The 17,282-nt window shown below is 61.2% G+C and carries 20 protein-coding genes and 2 pseudogenes; 13 read left to right on the plus strand and 9 right to left on the minus strand.

What is annotated here, in order from left to right; translation table 11 throughout:
- The first annotated feature begins 730 nt into the window (after positions 1–730).
- Positions 731–1,078, plus strand: a complete 348-nt coding sequence (locus tag NFC73_RS08940) for a hypothetical protein (protein ID WP_254749485.1) — start codon at positions 731–733, stop codon at positions 1,076–1,078.
- Positions 1,079–1,208: 130 nt separating this feature from the next.
- On the opposite strand, the gene yidC is transcribed toward NFC73_RS08940, so the two are convergent.
- Positions 1,209–2,165, minus strand: coding sequence for a membrane protein insertase YidC (gene yidC, locus NFC73_RS08945; protein ID WP_254749487.1), 957 nt, complete (start codon positions 2,163–2,165; stop codon positions 1,209–1,211).
- A 301-nt stretch (positions 2,166–2,466) separates the two neighbouring features.
- On the opposite strand from yidC, the gene NFC73_RS08950 reads away from it, so the two are divergent.
- Entirely contained in the window at positions 2,467–2,640 is a 174-nt protein-coding gene (locus NFC73_RS08950) for a hypothetical protein (protein ID WP_254749489.1), read from the plus strand.
- Positions 2,641–2,672: 32 nt separating this feature from the next.
- Here the strand turns inward: NFC73_RS08950 and NFC73_RS08955 are convergent, their stop codons facing one another.
- From NFC73_RS08955 to NFC73_RS08960, 3 genes are all read right to left on the minus strand, one after another.
- Positions 2,673–3,968, minus strand: a complete 1,296-nt coding sequence (locus NFC73_RS08955) for an AlbA family DNA-binding domain-containing protein (protein WP_254749491.1) — start codon at positions 3,966–3,968, stop codon at positions 2,673–2,675.
- A 134-nt stretch (positions 3,969–4,102) separates the two neighbouring features.
- Positions 4,103–4,753: a mismatch-specific DNA-glycosylase gene (locus NFC73_RS21010; protein WP_372494615.1), complete on the minus strand. Its 651-nt coding sequence runs from the start codon at positions 4,751–4,753 to the stop codon at positions 4,103–4,105.
- Positions 4,698–5,183, minus strand: a complete 486-nt coding sequence (locus tag NFC73_RS08960; RefSeq protein ID WP_254749493.1) for a hypothetical protein — start codon at positions 5,181–5,183, stop codon at positions 4,698–4,700. Before NFC73_RS08960 ends, NFC73_RS21010 begins: the two co-directional genes overlap by 56 nt.
- A gap of 174 nt (positions 5,184–5,357) precedes the next feature.
- Here NFC73_RS08960 and NFC73_RS21015 point away from each other — a divergent pair, with 174 nt between their 5' ends.
- Positions 5,358–5,717 (plus strand): 4-fold beta flower protein, encoded by a 360-nt coding sequence (locus tag NFC73_RS21015; protein WP_372494616.1) that lies wholly within the window; start codon positions 5,358–5,360, stop codon positions 5,715–5,717.
- Positions 5,718–5,901: 184 nt separating this feature from the next.
- On the opposite strand, the gene NFC73_RS08965 is transcribed toward NFC73_RS21015, so the two are convergent.
- Both NFC73_RS08965 and NFC73_RS08970 read right to left on the minus strand, forming a co-directional pair.
- A complete protein-coding gene (locus NFC73_RS08965; protein WP_254749495.1) occupies positions 5,902–6,204 on the minus strand; it encodes a hypothetical protein in 303 nt (100 codons plus the stop codon).
- 312 nt (positions 6,205–6,516) lie between these two features.
- On the minus strand, positions 6,517–7,098 hold the full coding sequence (locus NFC73_RS08970; protein ID WP_254749497.1) for a recombinase family protein: 582 nt from the start codon (positions 7,096–7,098) through the stop codon (positions 6,517–6,519).
- Between the two features lie 245 nt (positions 7,099–7,343).
- Here NFC73_RS08970 and NFC73_RS21020 point away from each other — a divergent pair, with 245 nt between their 5' ends.
- From NFC73_RS21020 to NFC73_RS08980, 3 genes and pseudogenes are all read left to right on the plus strand, one after another.
- Positions 7,344–7,868 carry an RNA polymerase sigma factor gene (locus NFC73_RS21020; protein WP_372494617.1) on the plus strand — a complete coding sequence of 175 codons (525 nt, stop codon included), beginning with the start codon at positions 7,344–7,346 and terminating at the stop codon, positions 7,866–7,868.
- A gap of 236 nt (positions 7,869–8,104) precedes the next feature.
- Positions 8,105–8,935 (plus strand): annotated as a pseudogene (locus NFC73_RS08975) (CU044_5270 family protein); the annotation flags it as partial.
- Between the two features lie 88 nt (positions 8,936–9,023).
- The gene (locus NFC73_RS08980) at positions 9,024–9,653 is read left to right on the plus strand and encodes a hypothetical protein (RefSeq protein WP_254749499.1); all 630 of its coding nucleotides are present in this window, start codon (positions 9,024–9,026) and stop codon (positions 9,651–9,653) included.
- A gap of 179 nt (positions 9,654–9,832) precedes the next feature.
- On the opposite strand, the gene NFC73_RS08985 is transcribed toward NFC73_RS08980, so the two are convergent.
- Positions 9,833–10,375 (minus strand): GNAT family N-acetyltransferase, encoded by a 543-nt coding sequence (locus tag NFC73_RS08985; protein WP_308292665.1) that lies wholly within the window; start codon positions 10,373–10,375, stop codon positions 9,833–9,835.
- A gap of 144 nt (positions 10,376–10,519) precedes the next feature.
- On the opposite strand from NFC73_RS08985, the gene NFC73_RS21025 reads away from it, so the two are divergent.
- The 6 genes from NFC73_RS21025 (at position 10,520) to NFC73_RS09010 (ending at position 15,739) form a co-directional block, all read left to right on the plus strand.
- Positions 10,520–11,029 (plus strand): DUF2199 domain-containing protein, encoded by a 510-nt coding sequence (locus tag NFC73_RS21025; protein WP_372494627.1) that lies wholly within the window; start codon positions 10,520–10,522, stop codon positions 11,027–11,029.
- Positions 11,030–11,088: 59 nt separating this feature from the next.
- Positions 11,089–11,709 (plus strand): recombinase family protein, encoded by a 621-nt coding sequence (locus NFC73_RS08990; RefSeq protein WP_254749501.1) that lies wholly within the window; start codon positions 11,089–11,091, stop codon positions 11,707–11,709.
- Positions 11,710–11,768: 59 nt separating this feature from the next.
- Entirely contained in the window at positions 11,769–13,178 is a 1,410-nt protein-coding gene (locus NFC73_RS08995) for a TnsB C-terminal domain-containing protein (RefSeq protein ID WP_308292666.1), read from the plus strand.
- Entirely contained in the window at positions 13,175–13,987 is an 813-nt protein-coding gene (locus NFC73_RS09000; protein ID WP_254749503.1) for an AAA family ATPase, read from the plus strand. The genes NFC73_RS08995 and NFC73_RS09000 overlap by 4 nt, the downstream gene beginning before the upstream one ends.
- 490 nt (positions 13,988–14,477) lie before the next feature.
- On the plus strand, positions 14,478–15,083 hold the full coding sequence (locus NFC73_RS09005; RefSeq protein ID WP_254749505.1) for a hypothetical protein: 606 nt from the start codon (positions 14,478–14,480) through the stop codon (positions 15,081–15,083).
- Between the two features lie 53 nt (positions 15,084–15,136).
- Entirely contained in the window at positions 15,137–15,739 is a 603-nt protein-coding gene (locus NFC73_RS09010; protein WP_254749507.1) for a DUF6919 domain-containing protein, read from the plus strand.
- A gap of 10 nt (positions 15,740–15,749) precedes the next feature.
- On the opposite strand, the gene NFC73_RS09015 is transcribed toward NFC73_RS09010, so the two are convergent.
- Together NFC73_RS09015 and NFC73_RS09020 are read right to left on the minus strand one after the other, a co-directional pair.
- Complete coding sequence (locus NFC73_RS09015; protein WP_254749509.1) at positions 15,750–16,040, minus strand: putative universal stress family protein; 291 nt, start codon at positions 16,038–16,040, stop codon at positions 15,750–15,752.
- A gap of 130 nt (positions 16,041–16,170) precedes the next feature.
- Positions 16,171–16,335 (minus strand): annotated as a pseudogene (locus NFC73_RS09020) (tripartite tricarboxylate transporter substrate-binding protein); the annotation flags it as partial.
- A gap of 56 nt (positions 16,336–16,391) precedes the next feature.
- On the opposite strand from NFC73_RS09020, the gene NFC73_RS09025 reads away from it, so the two are divergent.
- The gene (locus NFC73_RS09025) at positions 16,392–17,279 is read left to right on the plus strand and encodes a LysR family transcriptional regulator (RefSeq protein WP_254749511.1); all 888 of its coding nucleotides are present in this window, start codon (positions 16,392–16,394) and stop codon (positions 17,277–17,279) included.
- Positions 17,280–17,282: the final 3 nt, after the last annotated feature.

A 17,282-nucleotide genomic window follows, 5' to 3' on the forward strand; every position in this document is an offset into this window, starting at 1 on the left:
CTATCTTCGCGTACTGCACTCAAAACTGGACTGGACATGATTACTGGATTCCTGGCTCTCGCCCCACGCGATTAGGCGGACTTGCTATGAGCCCCTGGTACCGTTCCAGCCTGACACGTAGGGGTCCGGCCCGTAGTGGGATTGTGATAGGCCCCTCGCGTCGTTAGCAAAACGAGCTCATCCCCTGGCTGCAATGCAGAGACCTCTCGTCGGGGCGTGGGTGGAAACGCCATCTGCTCGTTCAGGAGCACCCAGAGGATTGCTTCACGCTCGCCTAGGACGAGCAAGTACGCCGCGGTCTTTGCCATGCCTCAATATTTCATAATGGCAAGCGCGGATGCATCAATTTGGGTAGGCGTCCCAGTTCCTTGGTTCTATGGGACTCTCCCCACCAACTCTGCCTCTGCAGCTTCTGCGGTCGTCGCCTCTGCATGCACCAGGCCATCGACATGTTGCCTCGGGAGGAGGAATCTAGATTGAATACAGACCTACCCACACGCGGCGGCGCTGTCGTCCGAAGGGCGGAGAACACGTCATGAACATAGCCAGGCGTCTAGGATGCACATTCTTGGTTGTCGTGCTCTTGTCAGCGGTGGGGGTGGTGGGCCCCGCTTCGGCTGCGGAAGGCGCGAAACCAACTCGAACGGTCATCACAGTTCCGGAGCCCTTCGTAATACCGGCGGGTCAAGGCTGTACATTCGCCGTCGCCGCAGAAGCCGAGAGTGTCCGGGTGACGATCACCGAGTTCGCTGATGGACGGATCGTGACGCACGACATCGCCGACCCAACACTCACCAATGTGGACACCGGAAAGTCGCTCGTACATCGCAGCCGCTTCTATGTCACGGAGAGGCCTTCTTCAGTGGAAGGCGAGATTGTGATTGAGACCAGTGGTCAACTGTTCATGACCATCTTTCCTGGAGACCAAGGACCCTATGGCCTGGTTGAATACCCAGGCCTGCTCCTTAGCGTCAACGGCCATACTCGCGTGACGATGGACTCGTCCACCTTCGTCTACACGTCCTTCTCGCTCAATGGAACAGCGACAGACCTGTGTGCAGCTCTTGCACCTGAATAGCCACCTCCCGGCCGGTTTGCCGGGCGGAAGGCAAGTAACAAGAGCGCAAATGAAGCGTCCCGCCTCCTTGGTACCGGGACAGCTTTGGTGGGACACTCCCTCGCGGATCCCGGATCCGCAGGGGGTCTTGTTACTTCTTCTTCCTGTTCTTGCGTTGCGGCTGGACGCGCTGGCCTATGGGTTCGACGACGGCTGGGGTGGCCTCACCCTCATCCCTGTTTCCGCTCAGGATGGGCAGGGCCGGCAGGCCCTTGGCCGCCCGGCGTGCGGCGAGGGCTTTCGCCGCCGGGGATCCCGGCGTCGGCATGCGGCGGATGACGAAAAACTGCTGGCCCATGGTCCAGAGGTTGGTGGTGGTCCAGTAAATCAGGACACCGATGGGGAAGTTGATGCCACCCACACCGAACACGAGCGGCAGGATGTACAGCATCATCTTCTGTTGGCGCATGAACGGGCTGGCCATGGCCTCTTCGGACATGTTCTTGGCCATGATCTGCTTTTGCGTAATGAACTGCGAGGCTGTCATGGCCAGGATCATCACGATGGTCAGTACTGTGACCGCGATATTTCCGTCGCTATAAAGCAGCGCCGCCGACAAGGGGGCGCCGAAGATGCTGGACTGGTCGAACTGCACCACCTGTTCGTGGCTCATGGCCCCGATGCCTTCGGCTTCGTTCTTTGCGGCCGTGATGCCAGAGAGCACCTGGAACAGCGCGAAGAAGAACGGCATCTGGATCAACATGGGCAGGCAGGCCGAGAACGGGTTGGTCCCGTGCTTCTTGTACATGGCCATCTGTTCCTGCGCCATGGCCTGGCGGGACAGCTGGTCAGTCTTGCCCTTGTACTTGTCCTGGAGTTTCTTCAGGTCCGGCTGCAGCAACTGCATGCCGCGCTGGGCCTTGATCTGCTTGACGAACACCGGAATCAGGGCAGCACGGATCACGAGCACCAGGCCGATGATGGACAGCGTCCAGGTCCAGCCGGATGCCTCCGGCAGCCCGATGGCGCTCAGGCCCTCGTGGAAGCCCACCATGATGATGGACACAAACCACTTGAACGGGAACATGGTCGTTTCAAGGAAATCCATACGATATCTCTATCCGCCAAGGTGGAAACGCGGACTTCGCCGCCAGTCCAAGCACCAGATGCCAACGAAGCAGCCTCGCTGGACAGTTGCCGGACCCGATTCGTTGGGCCCGGCGCGCAGACCGGCGAGGCGCTTCATACCGTGAGCCTAACCCAGGTGCTGTTCTGAATGATCGATAGACGGAGCGGCGATAAAAAGCAGTCACCGCACGCTGGTCTAACGCATATCCCACTTCCTTGGGAACCGGAACACCACCCGATGTATACGCCCTGGATTTAGCTGCTGACGGTAACCTCGTCTTATGGCCGACTTCGTCACTCCACGAGATCTCTCTCACGAACTTGATATTCCACAAAAGAAGATTCGGGATTACCTGCGCCAAACGTACGGCCTCCTTGCGACGCGGAATGAGGTGCGCTGGCAGTTGGACGCAGATGAGGCAGCTACCGCCAGACAGCATTTCCGGGCCGGCTAGGAAATAAGCAGATCAGGATCCGCCTGTCCGAGCTAAGTGTTCAGAGCACTGGCTTGGATTCCTTCCAAAAGGTCGGAAGTAACACCCTCCCAACCGAACCTGCCGAGCAAACGCTTTGCCGCCTTCGCGGCCAGAGATCGTGTTCCCGAAAGAACTGCCTCGTCTGTTACGTGAATCTCCTCACTCCTCCAGCTGGGTGAGGAGTAGACGTAGTCCTGGTGGAATCCGCTACGCCTATCGTCTGCAACGACGAGCTTTGTGCCCGCGATGTTGTAGGCCTCAAACCGGACAACCATCGGTTCTGCTAGGGCCAACTTGGACTTGAGACGAGCAGCAAACTCGAGTGCTTCTGTGAAGTTAAGGAGCGGGAACCAAGCCGGCATGTTGCCCGCAGCCTCGCCGTCTCCACCGAAGGAATCCCAGTCGTTCGGCCAGTCCCCTATTGCCTTAAAATCAGCGAACAATCCGCTGGTGAAGAACCGCCAGGTTTCATTGTGCGTCCCCCACATGGTCGTCTCCCCGACAAAGACGTCACCGTTGACCGGATTTTCCACGAACGGGAACGGCCAGCCCCGTAACCTAACTGTGGCTTCCCGAACGTAACGCTTCATCTCCTCATACGGCACCTTGTCGGCCTCGAAGGACTGCGGATAGATCAGATGACGGAAATGGGCGTGAGCTGTGATGGCAACGAGTTGAGGATCAGCAGCCATTGCTTCGATCTGCTCCTGGAACTGCTCGGCGTGGGAGGGTAATGCTGAAGCGGGTTCACCAGGCCTCATGAAGAAGCCAGCGCCAGTGGAAGTTTCCATAAAGCGACGTAGGCCCTTCTGCGTCGCCAGATCGAGGACTTCGCGCATCTCATTCTGCGTGTGATACATCGAGCTTTCAGGTTTCCGCAGGGATCTCGTATAGAGCTGCCCAAGCGCCAGAGTGTTCGGGTAATCCTTCATGCAAAGAGAGGGGATCTCGCTAAATTCTGATACCTCGATGACCACTACCGGTTTACCGTTTGGATGCTGGCGCGCCTCCACTCGGAGGATCAACGGAGGATCGGCGTAGCGGTTGAGCTTGTCAGCCACAGCATCCAGATTCTTCCAGTCTCGAAGCTGGTTCTCGTCCAGGCCATTACCCTCGCCCTGTGGATCGCGGTCATCAACGCCAAGCACGATGTTTCCACCATCGCGTTGGTTGGCGAGTCCAAGTGCCGCTCTGGCAACCAACGCTACGAATGCCTTGTCTGTGAGGTTGCCTGCAGACTTGAATTCGACGCTACGAGTTTCGTGACCAACGGTGAGGACCGCGGCGAGTTCTTCGTTGCTCAACATAGAGCGAAGTGTATCTGTCGCCCCGAAAGCCATTGGTCCTCGCCGCGATTGATACAAAAAGACTCAGTCAGAAACGTCCGTCCCACTTCCTTAGATGTGGGACAGCCCTTATGGACAGACTTACGTGCGTTCAATTAGGGAAAAGTCGCCAGTTCCTCGCGTTTCGACAGCAGCTCTGCGAAGTCAGCCCACCATTGCAGGCGGGTGGGCTTGCCCTGATAGTCACGGCGCCGATTGGCCCCGCTCGGGCTAGGGAGCACGTACACACGGCACCCAGCCAAGGACCACGACTGCAGACCGAGCATCGGGCGACGAACTCCAACATGCCCAGCGGCAGCTTTCCCCGCCTCCAAGCTGGTGAACGCCACGAATCGGGGGCCGTACTCGCGAAGGACGCTGATAAGTCCGGGGACATCGTACTTCGCATGGAGTCTCTGATCATTTGACTGGCTCATTCCCCGCACCAGATCAGTCACTCCCAGCCCACGCCCGATAAGTTCCCGGTCCCGCTCGGGAGTGAGCAATTCACTGGTGAGGCCACTCTGGTAGAGCAGATTCCAGAAGTCATTGCCCGGGCCGGCATAGTAGTGACCTCGGCTCTCAGAATTTTCCGATACTGCCGTTCCGCAGAGCACCGCAGCCAGGCCAGGGGCGAGGATAGATGGAAGTCCACCCATTCGCCTACCGTCACTACTGTTCGGCACGTTGTTACCCGCGTCATCGCGCTGGTCAGCGCACCACATATGAAAAGACCTTCTCGCGCCGCCGCGGTTTGTCGTCTTCATACCAGCGGATTCGAAGTTGATAGCGGCCTTTTTTAGCCAATGCGACGGCGTCGCTAACTGGTTTCCCAATGTTTACTGGCGAAGCGACTACCGAGTTGAAGGGCAACTCGTCAACGAGGTTGATGTAGGTGTACAGATTCTCTTTTGGAAGGTCGAGCTTTCCTTTTGGGGCTGCCAGCTGCCGCCACTTACCTGAAGGGCCTCGAACCGAGCACTCCACGCCTTGGATGGAAGCATTGCTGCCACGCACAGCCCACCGGACAGTAACAACAGGGATCCGCGTAGTCCCGATCTTTTCGGTTCCCCGATTCCAAGTCGGAGGAGTCCAATGCGTGACACTACGGCGCCGCAGCAACGGAGGTAAGCCTAGGGCGACGGTAATAGCGATGCCGACAAGTCCCAGCAAGATACCGAGAGTGGTGGGGTCCATGGAACGGAGCCTAGCGCACGACAGAATCCCAGAAATTCATACTGCGCATCCTATGTTCCACGCGCCCAGCATGAACTGCGGTCTCTGACACGGATGCCTGCAGGATTGTCAGACTCCGTGGCTACTCTTGGGCAACAACACCTTCGACCCCAATAACTGAAGGAGCTAAACGGCATGGACCCCATATTCAACAAGAACGGCACCGTCGTTGCTTGGCTTTACGGCAACGACATCTTGGATCTGGGCGGAACGCATCGAGGCTTTGTTCACGGAAGTAACGTGATCAGCTACCGCAACGGGCGCCACCTTGGTTGGTTCGAACAGGGTGCTTTCTGGGACGCACAGAACCGTGCCATCGGGATGACGCGCGACGCCTCCGCCCCCATCCCTCGCCCAGGACTCAGTGGCGTACCAGGTAAGCCGGGGATCGGAGGCCGTCCAGGACGGCCTGGCATCCCGGGCACACCGGGTAAGCCCGGGCGATCCGGTAGCTGGTCCACGCAAGATTGGAACAGCTGGATGCCAAGCAAGTAGCAGTAGCGTTGGTTGCCCTTGGGACCCAGATGCGACGGCCAAGGGCCGGTCAACTCCCTTAGATCTCTTTGTCCCATTTCCTTGAACTGGGAGGCGCGTGAGCTGTTACCGGACAGACTCCAGGACTAAGCCTCCCTGACGCACTCACCACCACAAGTTTGTTGTGTGTCGGGGGTCAATACAGCTAGCGGGCAACTCTGTCGTCTCCAATGTGCGTCAACAGATCCTGACCGACAAGACCTACGACAAGCACGAGTGCCGGACAGATCACCCACCATGCCGGAAACGCGGAGTGGAAGTAGATGTCGTTGCCGCGCAATACGAGCGGTGTCCCGAGAACAATCAGCGGCAGTACTACCCGCACCAGCCGGACCTTCCCGGCTGGAATGAACGCAGCTATGCCTCTCAAAAGACCGAGGGCGAAGGCAACGCTCGCCGTCGCCCTTATCTCCTCGCTCGAAAGGGCAGCGTTCGGACCAAAGGCCACGAAATAAAACCAAACGGCGGCGATTACTGAGGTGCTTCCGTTGACACAACGACCGCAGGCCGCCCAAAAGTCGCGATTGCGCGGAGGTCCACTGTGCAGGCCTGATCTCTTCATGGGCTAACCGTAACTTCGCCCAATCGCCGTTATAGGCGCGCCACTCCGCCGGAAACAGCAGGGCCTATGTGCCCTGGCTGACAGCGTTATCCCAACGATCCACTTGGCTCATGCAATCGAGTACCCCGACCAGCAGATCCACCGCCGAGATGATTTAACCTGTTGAAAACTCCTTGCGTCAGGGCCTTGCCCGAGCGGTCAGGCGGGGTCCCCTGCGCGTTTGATGGCACGGTAGACGGTTGAACGCGCTACCGAGAAGAGTTCGGCCAGTTCCACCGTGGTGTGTGTCCCTGCCCGGTGAACGGAGACCAGGTGTGCTTCCTGTTTTTTTGAGAGCTTGGGCTGCTTGCCCCGCAGGCGGCCCTTCGCCTTGGCGACGGCCATGCCCTCCCGAGTCCGAGCACGGATCAGGTCGGCTTCGAATTCCGCGACCATGGCCAGGACGTTAAAGAGGAGCCGGCCTACGGGATCGGTTGGGTCGTGGACGGAGCCACCGATGTTCAGTTTGACCTCGCGGCAGGTGAGTTCGTCAACGATGTCCTTTGCATCGCGTAGCGACCGGGCCAGGCGGTCGAGTTTGGTCACGATCAGGGTGTCCCCGGCCCGGCAGGCGGCCAGCGCTTCCCTGAGTCCCGGCCGGGCCCGGTTGGCGCCGGTGAGGCCCTGGTCTGTGAACGTCTTCTCCGACGACACCCCAAGGGCGACCAGGGCATTCTTCTGGGCAGTGAGGTCTTGGTCGTTCGTAGATACGCGGGCGTATCCGATGAGGAGTCCGGTCATGGTGTTGAATGTACCGTTTAGCCCCCCGTCACCGGGCATTTTTGCGGGCGGGTCTTACGGGAATCGGCCTGCCGCGGAAACTCGGGGAATCGTGATCTTGAAATTCTGGGTGGCGCTTGCGCCGGTGGGGGACCGTCTTACGGACGGTGGAATAGAGCTGAGGCGCCGAATGTGTGATTGACGGCGTCGCCAAGATTATTCGAGGATGCCCGTTACACTTTCCACGTTGCCGGACATTAACGGGTATGAGCTTTCAAACAGCCCGGGGGGAAAGAGCGGACTTGGATCGGGAGAAGCGTTTTTTGATTGCGCACGCCGCCGCCCACGATCGGATCTACCGCTATCTCCGCCGACGAACCGAGAATGCAGCGGCTGCCGAGGACCTGTGCGCAGAGGTCTTTCGGATCGCTTGGGAGAAATCGACTACCAGCGAATCCCTATCAGTGATGGTTCTCTTCGGTGTGGCACGTAATGTGCTCCGCAATCATGATCGGGCGTCAGTCCGCGCTGCAAAGCTCATCGGAGAACTTCGGCCGGCAGGGCAGCACGGGGACGCTGAGGCCCTCTCCCTGGACTCTCCGCTCCAGGAAGCCTTACACCAATTGAGCCCGGAAGACCGTGAAGTTCTACTCCTGACTTATTGGGACGGCTTCAACTCCAGAGAGATATCCGACTTACTTAATTCCAGCGCCACGGCTGTCAGGATGCGTCTGCACCGAGCCCGTAAAGCACTGGCCCACCTATTAGAAAAAGAGGGGGCAGAATCATGAACCAGAAAATCTTGGACGAGCAGGTGCGAAGCCATCTGACCGCAGCTGACCCAGCAGCTCGTATCACGGAGCAGGAATTGGCCGCGAGCAGGGAACGTTCCCTCAACATCCGGACAACCGAGGAAAATTCTTCAGGCGAAATCTTCGTGGGTGACAGCCCGGAGCAGTCATCGACTGTTGTCTCGTTGTCCGCCGAGCGGCAACGGCGGCGGAGGAGGTGACTTACTTCGGTAGCTGCAGCAGCCGTTCTGGCCGCACTTGTTGCCGGAGACCTCGTAGGACTTGCCGGCTGGCGCGGAAGCGCCACCGCTGAAGCTGCTGAAGTTCTCAATACGGCTGCGGAAACGGCCATTACCAGCATCGATCCCGTCGTGAAGCCAAGCCAGTATCTGAGGATCAGAAGCACCAACGTTTGGTCGACTGAAGAGTGGCCCGAGGATGGTTCGAAATACCAGTGGCTGGATACAGAAAAAATGGATATGTATATCCCAGCTGACCGGAATGAAGAATGGGTGTGGCTGCGTTCGGGGCGTGTGCCCACAACGTTCTTTGACGACAAGGCACGAAAGTACGTCCAGGAACAGGGCCGCCAACCCCATCCCGAAACGCTGCGGGCGCCCAAGGGAGAGTTCTACGGCCAGCCAGGCGGCACCCTCGCCACCGATATGTCTAGCTTCCCCCGAGACCCTTATCGGCTGCTGAACCATATCTACATACGAACCTTGGGCGCAGGGCAATCAGTGGACGGAGAAGCGTTGGTCTTCATCGCTGATCTCCTGCGAACCGGACTAGTCCCTGCGGATCTGCGCGCCGCACTTTATAAGGCCGCAGCCATGATTCCCGGGGTAACAATTATGGAAGGGCAAGCGAACCTCGATGGACGAACAGGCGTAGCCATCGGGCGAACAGAAGGCACCCTTATGCGCCAAGAGATAATCATCGATCCCAAGACAGGTCAGCTGATCGGGGAACGCCAAGTCCTCACGCAGGACTACGGCGTGATGCCCGCCGGCACGCCCATCTCCTGGACTGCGGTGGAAACGTCAGTGTCAGATATAGCTCCTTAGGGGATCCATTACCGGACGCCGCATAATTGCACCTCAGCTGTCACATGGACCGGCTTCGAGAACGTCGAAGCCCGGTAGAGTGCGATTTATGACATTGGGGGATGCCACACCGAACGTAGGCCGCCGACCGTGGGCGTTCGCCGCGGTGTGCGTGATGGTCGCCTCGCTGGCGCTGCTGGTGGTTGGACTGTCCCAGGTGCCGGCGGACCAGCTGCTGCCTTGGTATGTGGCCGCTTATCTCCTGGTCGGGGCGTGTATCTTCGTCCCGACCGGGAAGCTCCCTTCGCTGCGACAGGTCGGAGGGTTCCTGCTGCCCGGCGCCCTGCTCGTCGTCCTGGCGCTGCTGAACCTAGGCTTCTGGGCCGGCGGCTGGCTGCTCGGTCTTCCGGCCTGGGGCCTCCTGCTGAGTCGATGGACGCCGGAGAGCCGGCTTCCCGTTCTGAAGGTCCTGAAGTTCTTCGGGCTGCTGGTGTTGGGCCTGGTTATCTTCATGTTTAACGGCATCTTCCCGTTCTTCAGTCTGGGCCTGTTCCTGCTGCCGATCATCCCCTTGGTTCGGCTGGCCTACCCCGACTACCGCGCCCGTCCGTTGCAAGCCGGCGTGGAGGTTCTGCTGGGGCTCGCGGTGGTCGTGGTCGCCTTCATGATCCCACTCCGGAAGGTGCCTGGTCGTCACCCTGGGTTCACGCTGGAGGGGCCGCGACAGCCGGGCTCATGATCGCATTCTGGGCCCGCGGGCGCCCGCGCCGCTCCAAGCACATACAGCTCAACAATGGAGCCATCGTCTAGCCACTGCCCCTGGAAATCTCACCCGACGTCCGGTAAAGGATCCCGAAACGGAATGGGAGGTGTCGGTGTCGTGCTCCGCTGGATGGTTATTGACGGCAGGGCAGGGCCCTATTCGTGAAGGACAACCTGGTAAAGGTTGTGGTCCTGCCATTTCCCGGCAATTTCCAAGTACTGTGGGGCCATCCCAATCTGCCGGAAGCCCGCCTTTAATAGCACCCGTTGCGAACCAGCATTGTGCAGGAGAGTGCTCGCCTCTATGCGGTGCAGCCCAAGTACGTCGCGTGCCGTGTCGACGATCGTGCGGACGGCAGCGGATGCCAGACCACGGCCCGCGTAGTTGCTGTCCACCCAGTAGCCTAGCCCTGCACTTTGGAAGGGTCCACGCACGATGCCGGCCAAGTTGAATCTGCCGACAAGGGTGTCGCCAGCAAATAATGCAAAGGGGAACCCTTCCCCGGCATCAGCCGCCACAAGGCGGCTCGTAATATCCGCAGCCTGCCACGATTCGGTGTAGTACTCCGCGGGACGCATCGGTTCCCAGGTCGAAAGGTACTCGCGGTTGCGCACATAGGCGGCGGCAAGCGCTGACGCATCACTTGGGCGCAATATGCGCATGATGACATTCTCACTGAGCTGACGCGGTTCAAACACCAGTCAACAGTACTCGCGGCCTGCCCTCCAATGATGCCCGCTAGCCGATCCTCCGGCGGTCGCCAGGAAGGTGCATCCTTCGCAGGTAGGCTTCGGGGAGCCATAGTGATCATGAAAACGGGGGAATCAATGGGCGGCCAGCGCATGAACGGATGGCAGTGCGGGACGTGCGGACAGCAACATCGGGGGCTCGCTACGGTTTTCGGAGCCCAAGCTCCGGATGTGTGGATGCATGCCAGCGCAACCGAACGGGAAGCAGGCGAGCTGACAGGCGATATGTGCGTGCTTGAAGTCGGAGGAGAACGGCACTACTTCCTTAGAGGACACATAGAGATCCCTCTTATTGATGCCCAGGGGGAGGTCTTCAGCTGGTCTGCCTGGGTTTCACTCAGCCAAGAAAGCGTCCAAAAGATTGCGGACCACTGGGATGACCCTGCGCGAGCCTCTATGCCTCCGGTGTTCGGTTGGCTATCCAATGAACTCCCCTACGACAGGCCCACGACCTCGATAGCAACGCACGTGCACAGCAGGGAGCCAGGTTTGGTTCCCTACATTGAGCTCGACCCGTCTACTGACCACCCTTTGGTCAGAGAACAAGCGACGGGGATCTCGCTGCATCGGCTGGCCGAAATCAATCAAGCGGTAATGGGCTAGGTTTCAACACCGTACGATCCCCGTGGTGTTCCCGTGAGGATCCCCTTGCGGGCTGCGCCATGCGACAAATAGCGCCGTCAGAAAGCCGCCATTTACCGCCGAAAGTCACAGATCAGGACGCGGCCCTGCAGCAGGACGCGTTGAAGGCGGCCGGCTGCTACCGGATCTTCACCGACACCGCTTCAGGTTCCCTGGAGTCCCGGCCTGAACTAACGAAGGTCCTTGACCAGCTTCGGCCCGGGGACACACTGGTGGTGTGGAGACTGGACCGGCTCGGCCGGTCCATCCGGCATCTGATCGACCAGTTGGCGGCCTTGCAGGAACGCGGTATCGGGTTCCGCTCTCTGCAGGAGGCGATTGACACAACATCGTCAGGCGGACGGCTGGTCTTTCACGTGTTCGCCGCATTGGCGGAATTCGAGCGGGATCTGATCCGTGAGCGGACCACCGCAGGGCTGCAGGCAGCACGGGCACGCGGACGCGTCGGGGGCCGGCCACGGCTGCTGACCAAGGACAAACTCCGGACCGCCCGCCGGATGTATGAGCAGAAGGATATGACGGTTGAGAAGATCGGCGAGGTCCTTGGCGTCAGCCGCACCACCGTCTACCGGGCCCTTCGGCGCGAACCGGTCCCCGCGGCACGGCGGCGTTCAAAGGCCACACAGAAAACAGCCCGGTGACGGGAGGAGGCAGCGGGACCCCGACCGGTAGCACTGCCTCCACGCCCGAAGAGACCGCGATGATGCGCTGGCAGATCCTGCGCCGGCATATCGAACACGGCGTGCCACTGACGACCCTCGCGGCACACGAAGGCATAGGACTGCGGACACTGCAGCGCTGGCACGCGGCCCACAAACGCGACGGCATCTCCGGACTGGCCACAGCAAATCGCGGGACCACCCGACGCAGGAGCACCTCCGAGCTGGTCGCACTCGTCGAAGGTCTGGCCCTGGTGAAACCGCCCCTGCCGATAGCCGCCATCGCCCGTAAGGCCAACCGCGTCGCCGCCGACCACGACTGGCCGCCGCTCTCCTACAGCACGGTCCGCTCCATCACCACGGGCCTTGACCCCGGTATGAAGACCCTCGCCCAACAGGGAACTGCCGCCTACCGGGACACCTACGAACTGGCCTGGCGGCACCGGGCCGAGCGCCCGAACATGATCTGGCAGGCAGACCACACCGAACTGGACATCCTCGTTCTGGACGCAAACCTGAAACCCGGGCGCCCGTGGCTCACCACGATCATGGACGACTACTCCCGCGCGATCTGCGGCTACATGCTCTTCCTCGGGGCACCGTCCGCCCTGAACACCGCACTGGCACTACGGCAGGGGATCTGGCCCAAAGCCGGCGCAGGGTGGCCGATATGCGGGATCCCCGACGTCCTCTACGTCGACCACGGGTCAGACTTCACCAGTCACCACCTGGCCCAGACCTCGAAGGACCTGCACTTCGAAATCACCTACTCAACGGTCGCAAGACCCCAAGGGCGGGGCAAGATCGAACGGTTCTTCGGCACCGTTAATACAGAGCTGCTGGCCGAACTGCCGGGACATTTGGCCCGCGGCCACCCGCGACCGGCACCGGTACTGACGCTCAAAGAACTGGACACGGCCATTGGCCATTTCATCACAGAGGACTACCACCAGCGGGAGCACCCCGAGATCAGGGCAACACCGCATCACGCCTGGGTAGGTGACGGCTGGCTGCCCCGGCTCCCGGCAACCTTGGACGAACTGAACCTGTTGTTGCTGACCGTAGCCAAACCCCGGATCGTTCACCGCGACGGCGTGCACTTCCAGGGACTGAGATACGTCTCGCCCCTGCTGGCCGCCTACGTCCGCGAACCAGTCATTGTTCGCTACGACCCGCGGGACGTGACGGAGATCCGCGTCTTCCACAAGAACCAGTTCATCTGCAAGGCGGTGGATCCCGACCATGAAACCTCGACGCTGACCCTCAAGGACATCCAGGCCGCACGATCGGCGCGCCGCCGGGAACTGCGCGGACAAATCAACCAGCGCATCGCCGTCGTGGCCCGGCACCTGCCGGACCTGGCATCAGCGAAACCGGCTCCCGTCCCGGTCCCTGACGATCAACCCAAGAAGCGCCCGAAGCTCCGCACCTACCTGGAGGACGACCGATGACAACACAAAGCTTCATTGCCACCAAAGAGCACCGCCGGTTCGCTGAGTTCGCCGACGCGGTGCGCCGCCAGCACACCATCGGAATCTGCTACGGCCAGGCCGGCATCGGAAAGACCCTCTCCGCCAAGCGCTACGCCAACTGGCACAAGGCCGAGAACCTCTTAGAACAGTGGGGTCCCCGGGACGACTCCGACTACCAGATCTACGCGGCCCTGGCCCGGGCACGCACAGTCTTCTACACCCCTGCCGTTCTCACCTCACCCAAACAGATCCACGCCGAACTCGAGCACATCAGCACCCGCGTATCGATCTGCGTGGACCAGCACCTGGAAAAAATCGGCAAGAAGACAGGACCGCGCACCCGCACCGGTAAGCATGTTGAGCTCCTCATCATTGACGAATCCGAGCGCCTCAACGCCACTTCCCTGGAGCTGCTGCGCGACCGCTACGACCGGGACAACATAGCCCTGATCCTCATCGGCATGCCCGGGATTGAAAAATGGTTCAGCCGCTATGCACAGCTCTACAGCAGGGTCGGCTTCGCCCACGAATACCGCCCACTCGCACAGGAAGAACTGAATTTCGTCCTGGAACGCCGCTGGCACAAACTCGGCCAAACCCTGGACCCTGAAGACTTCACCGATGCCCAGGCCATCGCCGCCGTCGCCCGGATCACCCGAGGCAACTTCCGCCTAATCGACCGGCTCTTCATCCAAATCGAACGGGTCATGAAAATAAACGAACTCAGCACCATCACCGACGACGTCATTGAAGCCGCACGCTCAACCCTCGTCATCGGAATCAGTTAGAACCGCCAAACCGAGCTGTGAATAAACCGCCATTGCGAACTAACAGTCACAAATAGCGTTTCCGGACATGCCTTTTGGAAAGTCATAGGTTTCATCCTGACAGCTTCGGCAGGGGTGACTACGGCGGCAGGTCAAGGAATCCGGTATGCGAGGGCTACCACGCTGGACCAGAATGAACAGCGCAAGCTCGGCGGCCAAGCCTTGGATTAGATTTTCAGCAACAAGGCTTCCGGCATCTGTACCCTCAGGCCTCAATTGGCCGAACTGGTGCGCTCCGCTCGTGACGCAGACATCGTCGCGTTGGGCGAACTTCGTGTTTGGCAGGCGGAACCAGGAGCCAAGTCAAATGCCCGGGGGCCTCCCTGATCAGCCTCAGGATCGTGCAATATCCACATAGCCTGCCCGCCCATTGACCCCGGTGCCCGGAGGGGCTGGAATGGAAGGAGCAACCCGGAATCCTGGACCGGGCCTGACGCGGGGAGGTGCCGCAGTGCCGGCATTTGCAGAATCCGTCCTGTTTGGAGCGTTGCAGCTGAGTTTCTGGGGCGCAGTGCTGGTGTGCGCCGTGGCGGCCACCGTCCTGGCTGTCCATCGGCATTCGACGCCGGACCAAGCCGTCCGCGCCCCGGATCCCGTGTTCTGGGACGTGTTTATGGGCTCTGCCGTGGCACTTCCGGCGATCCTCATTCCCACGCTCGCGTCACCGTGGTTTGGGGTGGTCCTCGCCGCGCTGGGCGCAGGGGCGGGCCTGGCCGCCTACCGGGGCAGCCCCCAGATCCTGGCGTGGCAGGAACGCCGCCGGCAGCTGCGGCTGGACCGGCCCGTAAACACTGCGGCGCAGGCCGAACATGACGCACTCCTGGCCAGGTGGAGCCGCTACGAACTGGACCCCGCCAGCTGCATCGACTACCCCGCCATGACGGATGTCCGGCTGCCCGAAACGTCCGCGCTGATCCGCGCCATGAAGGAGGCAGAGCAGCTGCGGGCCGTGCCGCACCAAGGGTACGCTCCCGCCGTCGTCCGCTTTGGCCTTGCCCTCGCCGCGGCGGAACGGGCGGCCGGGATCCCTGCGGAACTTCCCGCCGTCGGACGTTAACTGCTGTGTCGGCGCCGCTGGAGTCCGGCGGCAGGGCGCCGTAGCATCCGAGGATGGAACCCACAGAAGCGGAAATCCGTGACCAGTTCGGCAGGCGCCTGGAGGATAAGGGGGCCTGGCGGCAGGCCATCACCCTGGAAGCGGCCGGGGAACTGACGGCGCGGTGGCTGGAGGGCCATAGCGAATACCAGGCCGCCACCTTCACGGCCCGCTACGACGCCGAAACAGAACCGATCGCGGCGGAGCTGTCCGCCCTCAACAGGAACGGGCTGTTCACCAAGGAGTCCCAGCCCGGCCTTCGGACCAACAACTCCGCCCAGCGGCAGTACGTGACCGGCTTCTGCAGCGCAGAGGCGGCCGTGGAACTCCTGGCCCTGTCCACCCGGTCCGAGCTGGTGACGGTGGCGCATGCCCCGGGCGAGGCCAGCAGTGCCGCCATCCCGGTAACGCTCGACGGCGGCGAGGTAGTTACCGTCCTCGGCTCCAGCGAGACTCCGGTGCAGGAAGATCAGATCCAGGACTGGGCGGAGGAAACCAACGAAACGCTGGCCCTCCTGCTCGCCGACTCCTGGTACGTGGAAATCCTGGATCCGGTCTGGGGCCGCAATGACGTGCTGCTCCCCGCCGTCCTCGCCGCGCTGACAGTGGCGCCGTAGCCCGCAGCATTTAGGTGCCGGAGGTACCGGCCTTGACCGCCAGCACCGGCCGGTCCGCTTGAATCAGGATCCGTTGCGCGTGGCTTCCCGGGATGACGGTTGCCTTCACGCCGGCGTCGGTGGCCCGCCGGGCCGCCTGTGCGAGGACGTCGTCGGGTGCCACTGGCTTGTCCACCAGCGCGCCTTCCCGAGCAGAATTGACGATCACCAGGTCCTCGTTGCGGAGCTTGGCTTCCGCGATGCCTGCCGTCACTGCGGCTTCTCCTGCGGGTGTTGGGACGAATCCGACAACGATACTCATACCTTCTCCTTGATTTCTGAGGTTGACGGGCCGGCCGGGACGGAGGCCCTGCGCTTGGCTGCGGCGCCGCGGATAACCGGCAGCACGGCTACCAGGACGAACACCACCAGCAGCGTGGCCGAAATAGGCCGACGAGCTCCTGCCCATCGGCGGGCTTGCCGGCCACTTCCTTGGTTGCCAGGGCCGCCGTTTGCACCCGGCTTGTTGACCACGGGCATGGGCTGGCCAAGAGTTTTGGAGGCGCCTTCGGCGAGGCACGGGCAATCAGGTCCGTACTGCCGCCGGCGGCCTGACCTGGCTATGATGCATTTCTAAGCCCAAGAATGCACGCGATGATACCTGAAAGGCATCATGTTCACTTTTGACCAACTGGCCGGATTCATCGCGGTCGCGGAGGAACTCCATTTCGGGCGGGCGGCGGAAAAGCTGAATATGACCCAGCCGCCGCTCAGCCGCCAGATCCAGAAGCTGGAGAAGATCATCGGCACCGAGTTGCTGGAACGCGACAACCGCAAAGTGCAGCTCACACCGGCCGGGAGCGCTTTCCTGGACGAAGCCAAGCGGCTGATGGCCCTGGCCAACCGCGCACCGGTGACAGCCCGCCGGATCGCCACCGGCCGTTCGGGCGTGCTGCGCGTGGGCTTCACCGCCGCCAGCGGGTTCAGCATCCTGGGGCCGCTCTTGGAAGAGATCGCGTCCATTCTTCCCGAGGTGGACATTGACCTCCAAGAGCTAGTGACCGGGGAACAGCTCCAGGGCCTGCTGACCGGCGAGCTCGACCTGGGCTTGGCCCGGCCGCCCTTCGACAGGGAAATCTTCGATTCGCACCTGCTGTACAAAGAGTCCATGGTGCTGGCCGTGCCAACAGGCCACCCTTTGGCGGACCTGTCCCGCCCCGTGGAGGACGAGGACATCCGGGACGAACCGCTCATCATGCATTCACCCACGCAGGCCGCTTACTTCTACGACCTGGTCATCCGCATGCACTCCATCAACCACGGGAATGTCCTGCACACCGTGAGCCAGATCCTCACCATGGTCTCCCTGGTCGCGGCCAAGCGGGGTGTGGCCTTTGTTCCGCATTCAACAACGCTCCTGGCGATCAAGGGGGTCGAATTCCTACCGCTGGCCGGTCCCAGCAGCGACGACCCTGTTGAGCTCCATGCCATCTGGAAACGCAAGGTGGCCAACCCGGCGTTGCGGCGGCTCCTGCAGGACCTGGAGTTCCGCGCTGGGTAGGGC

Source organism: Pseudarthrobacter humi (assembly GCF_024294965.1).
GTDB classification, from domain to species: domain Bacteria; phylum Actinomycetota; class Actinomycetes; order Actinomycetales; family Micrococcaceae; genus Arthrobacter; species Arthrobacter humi.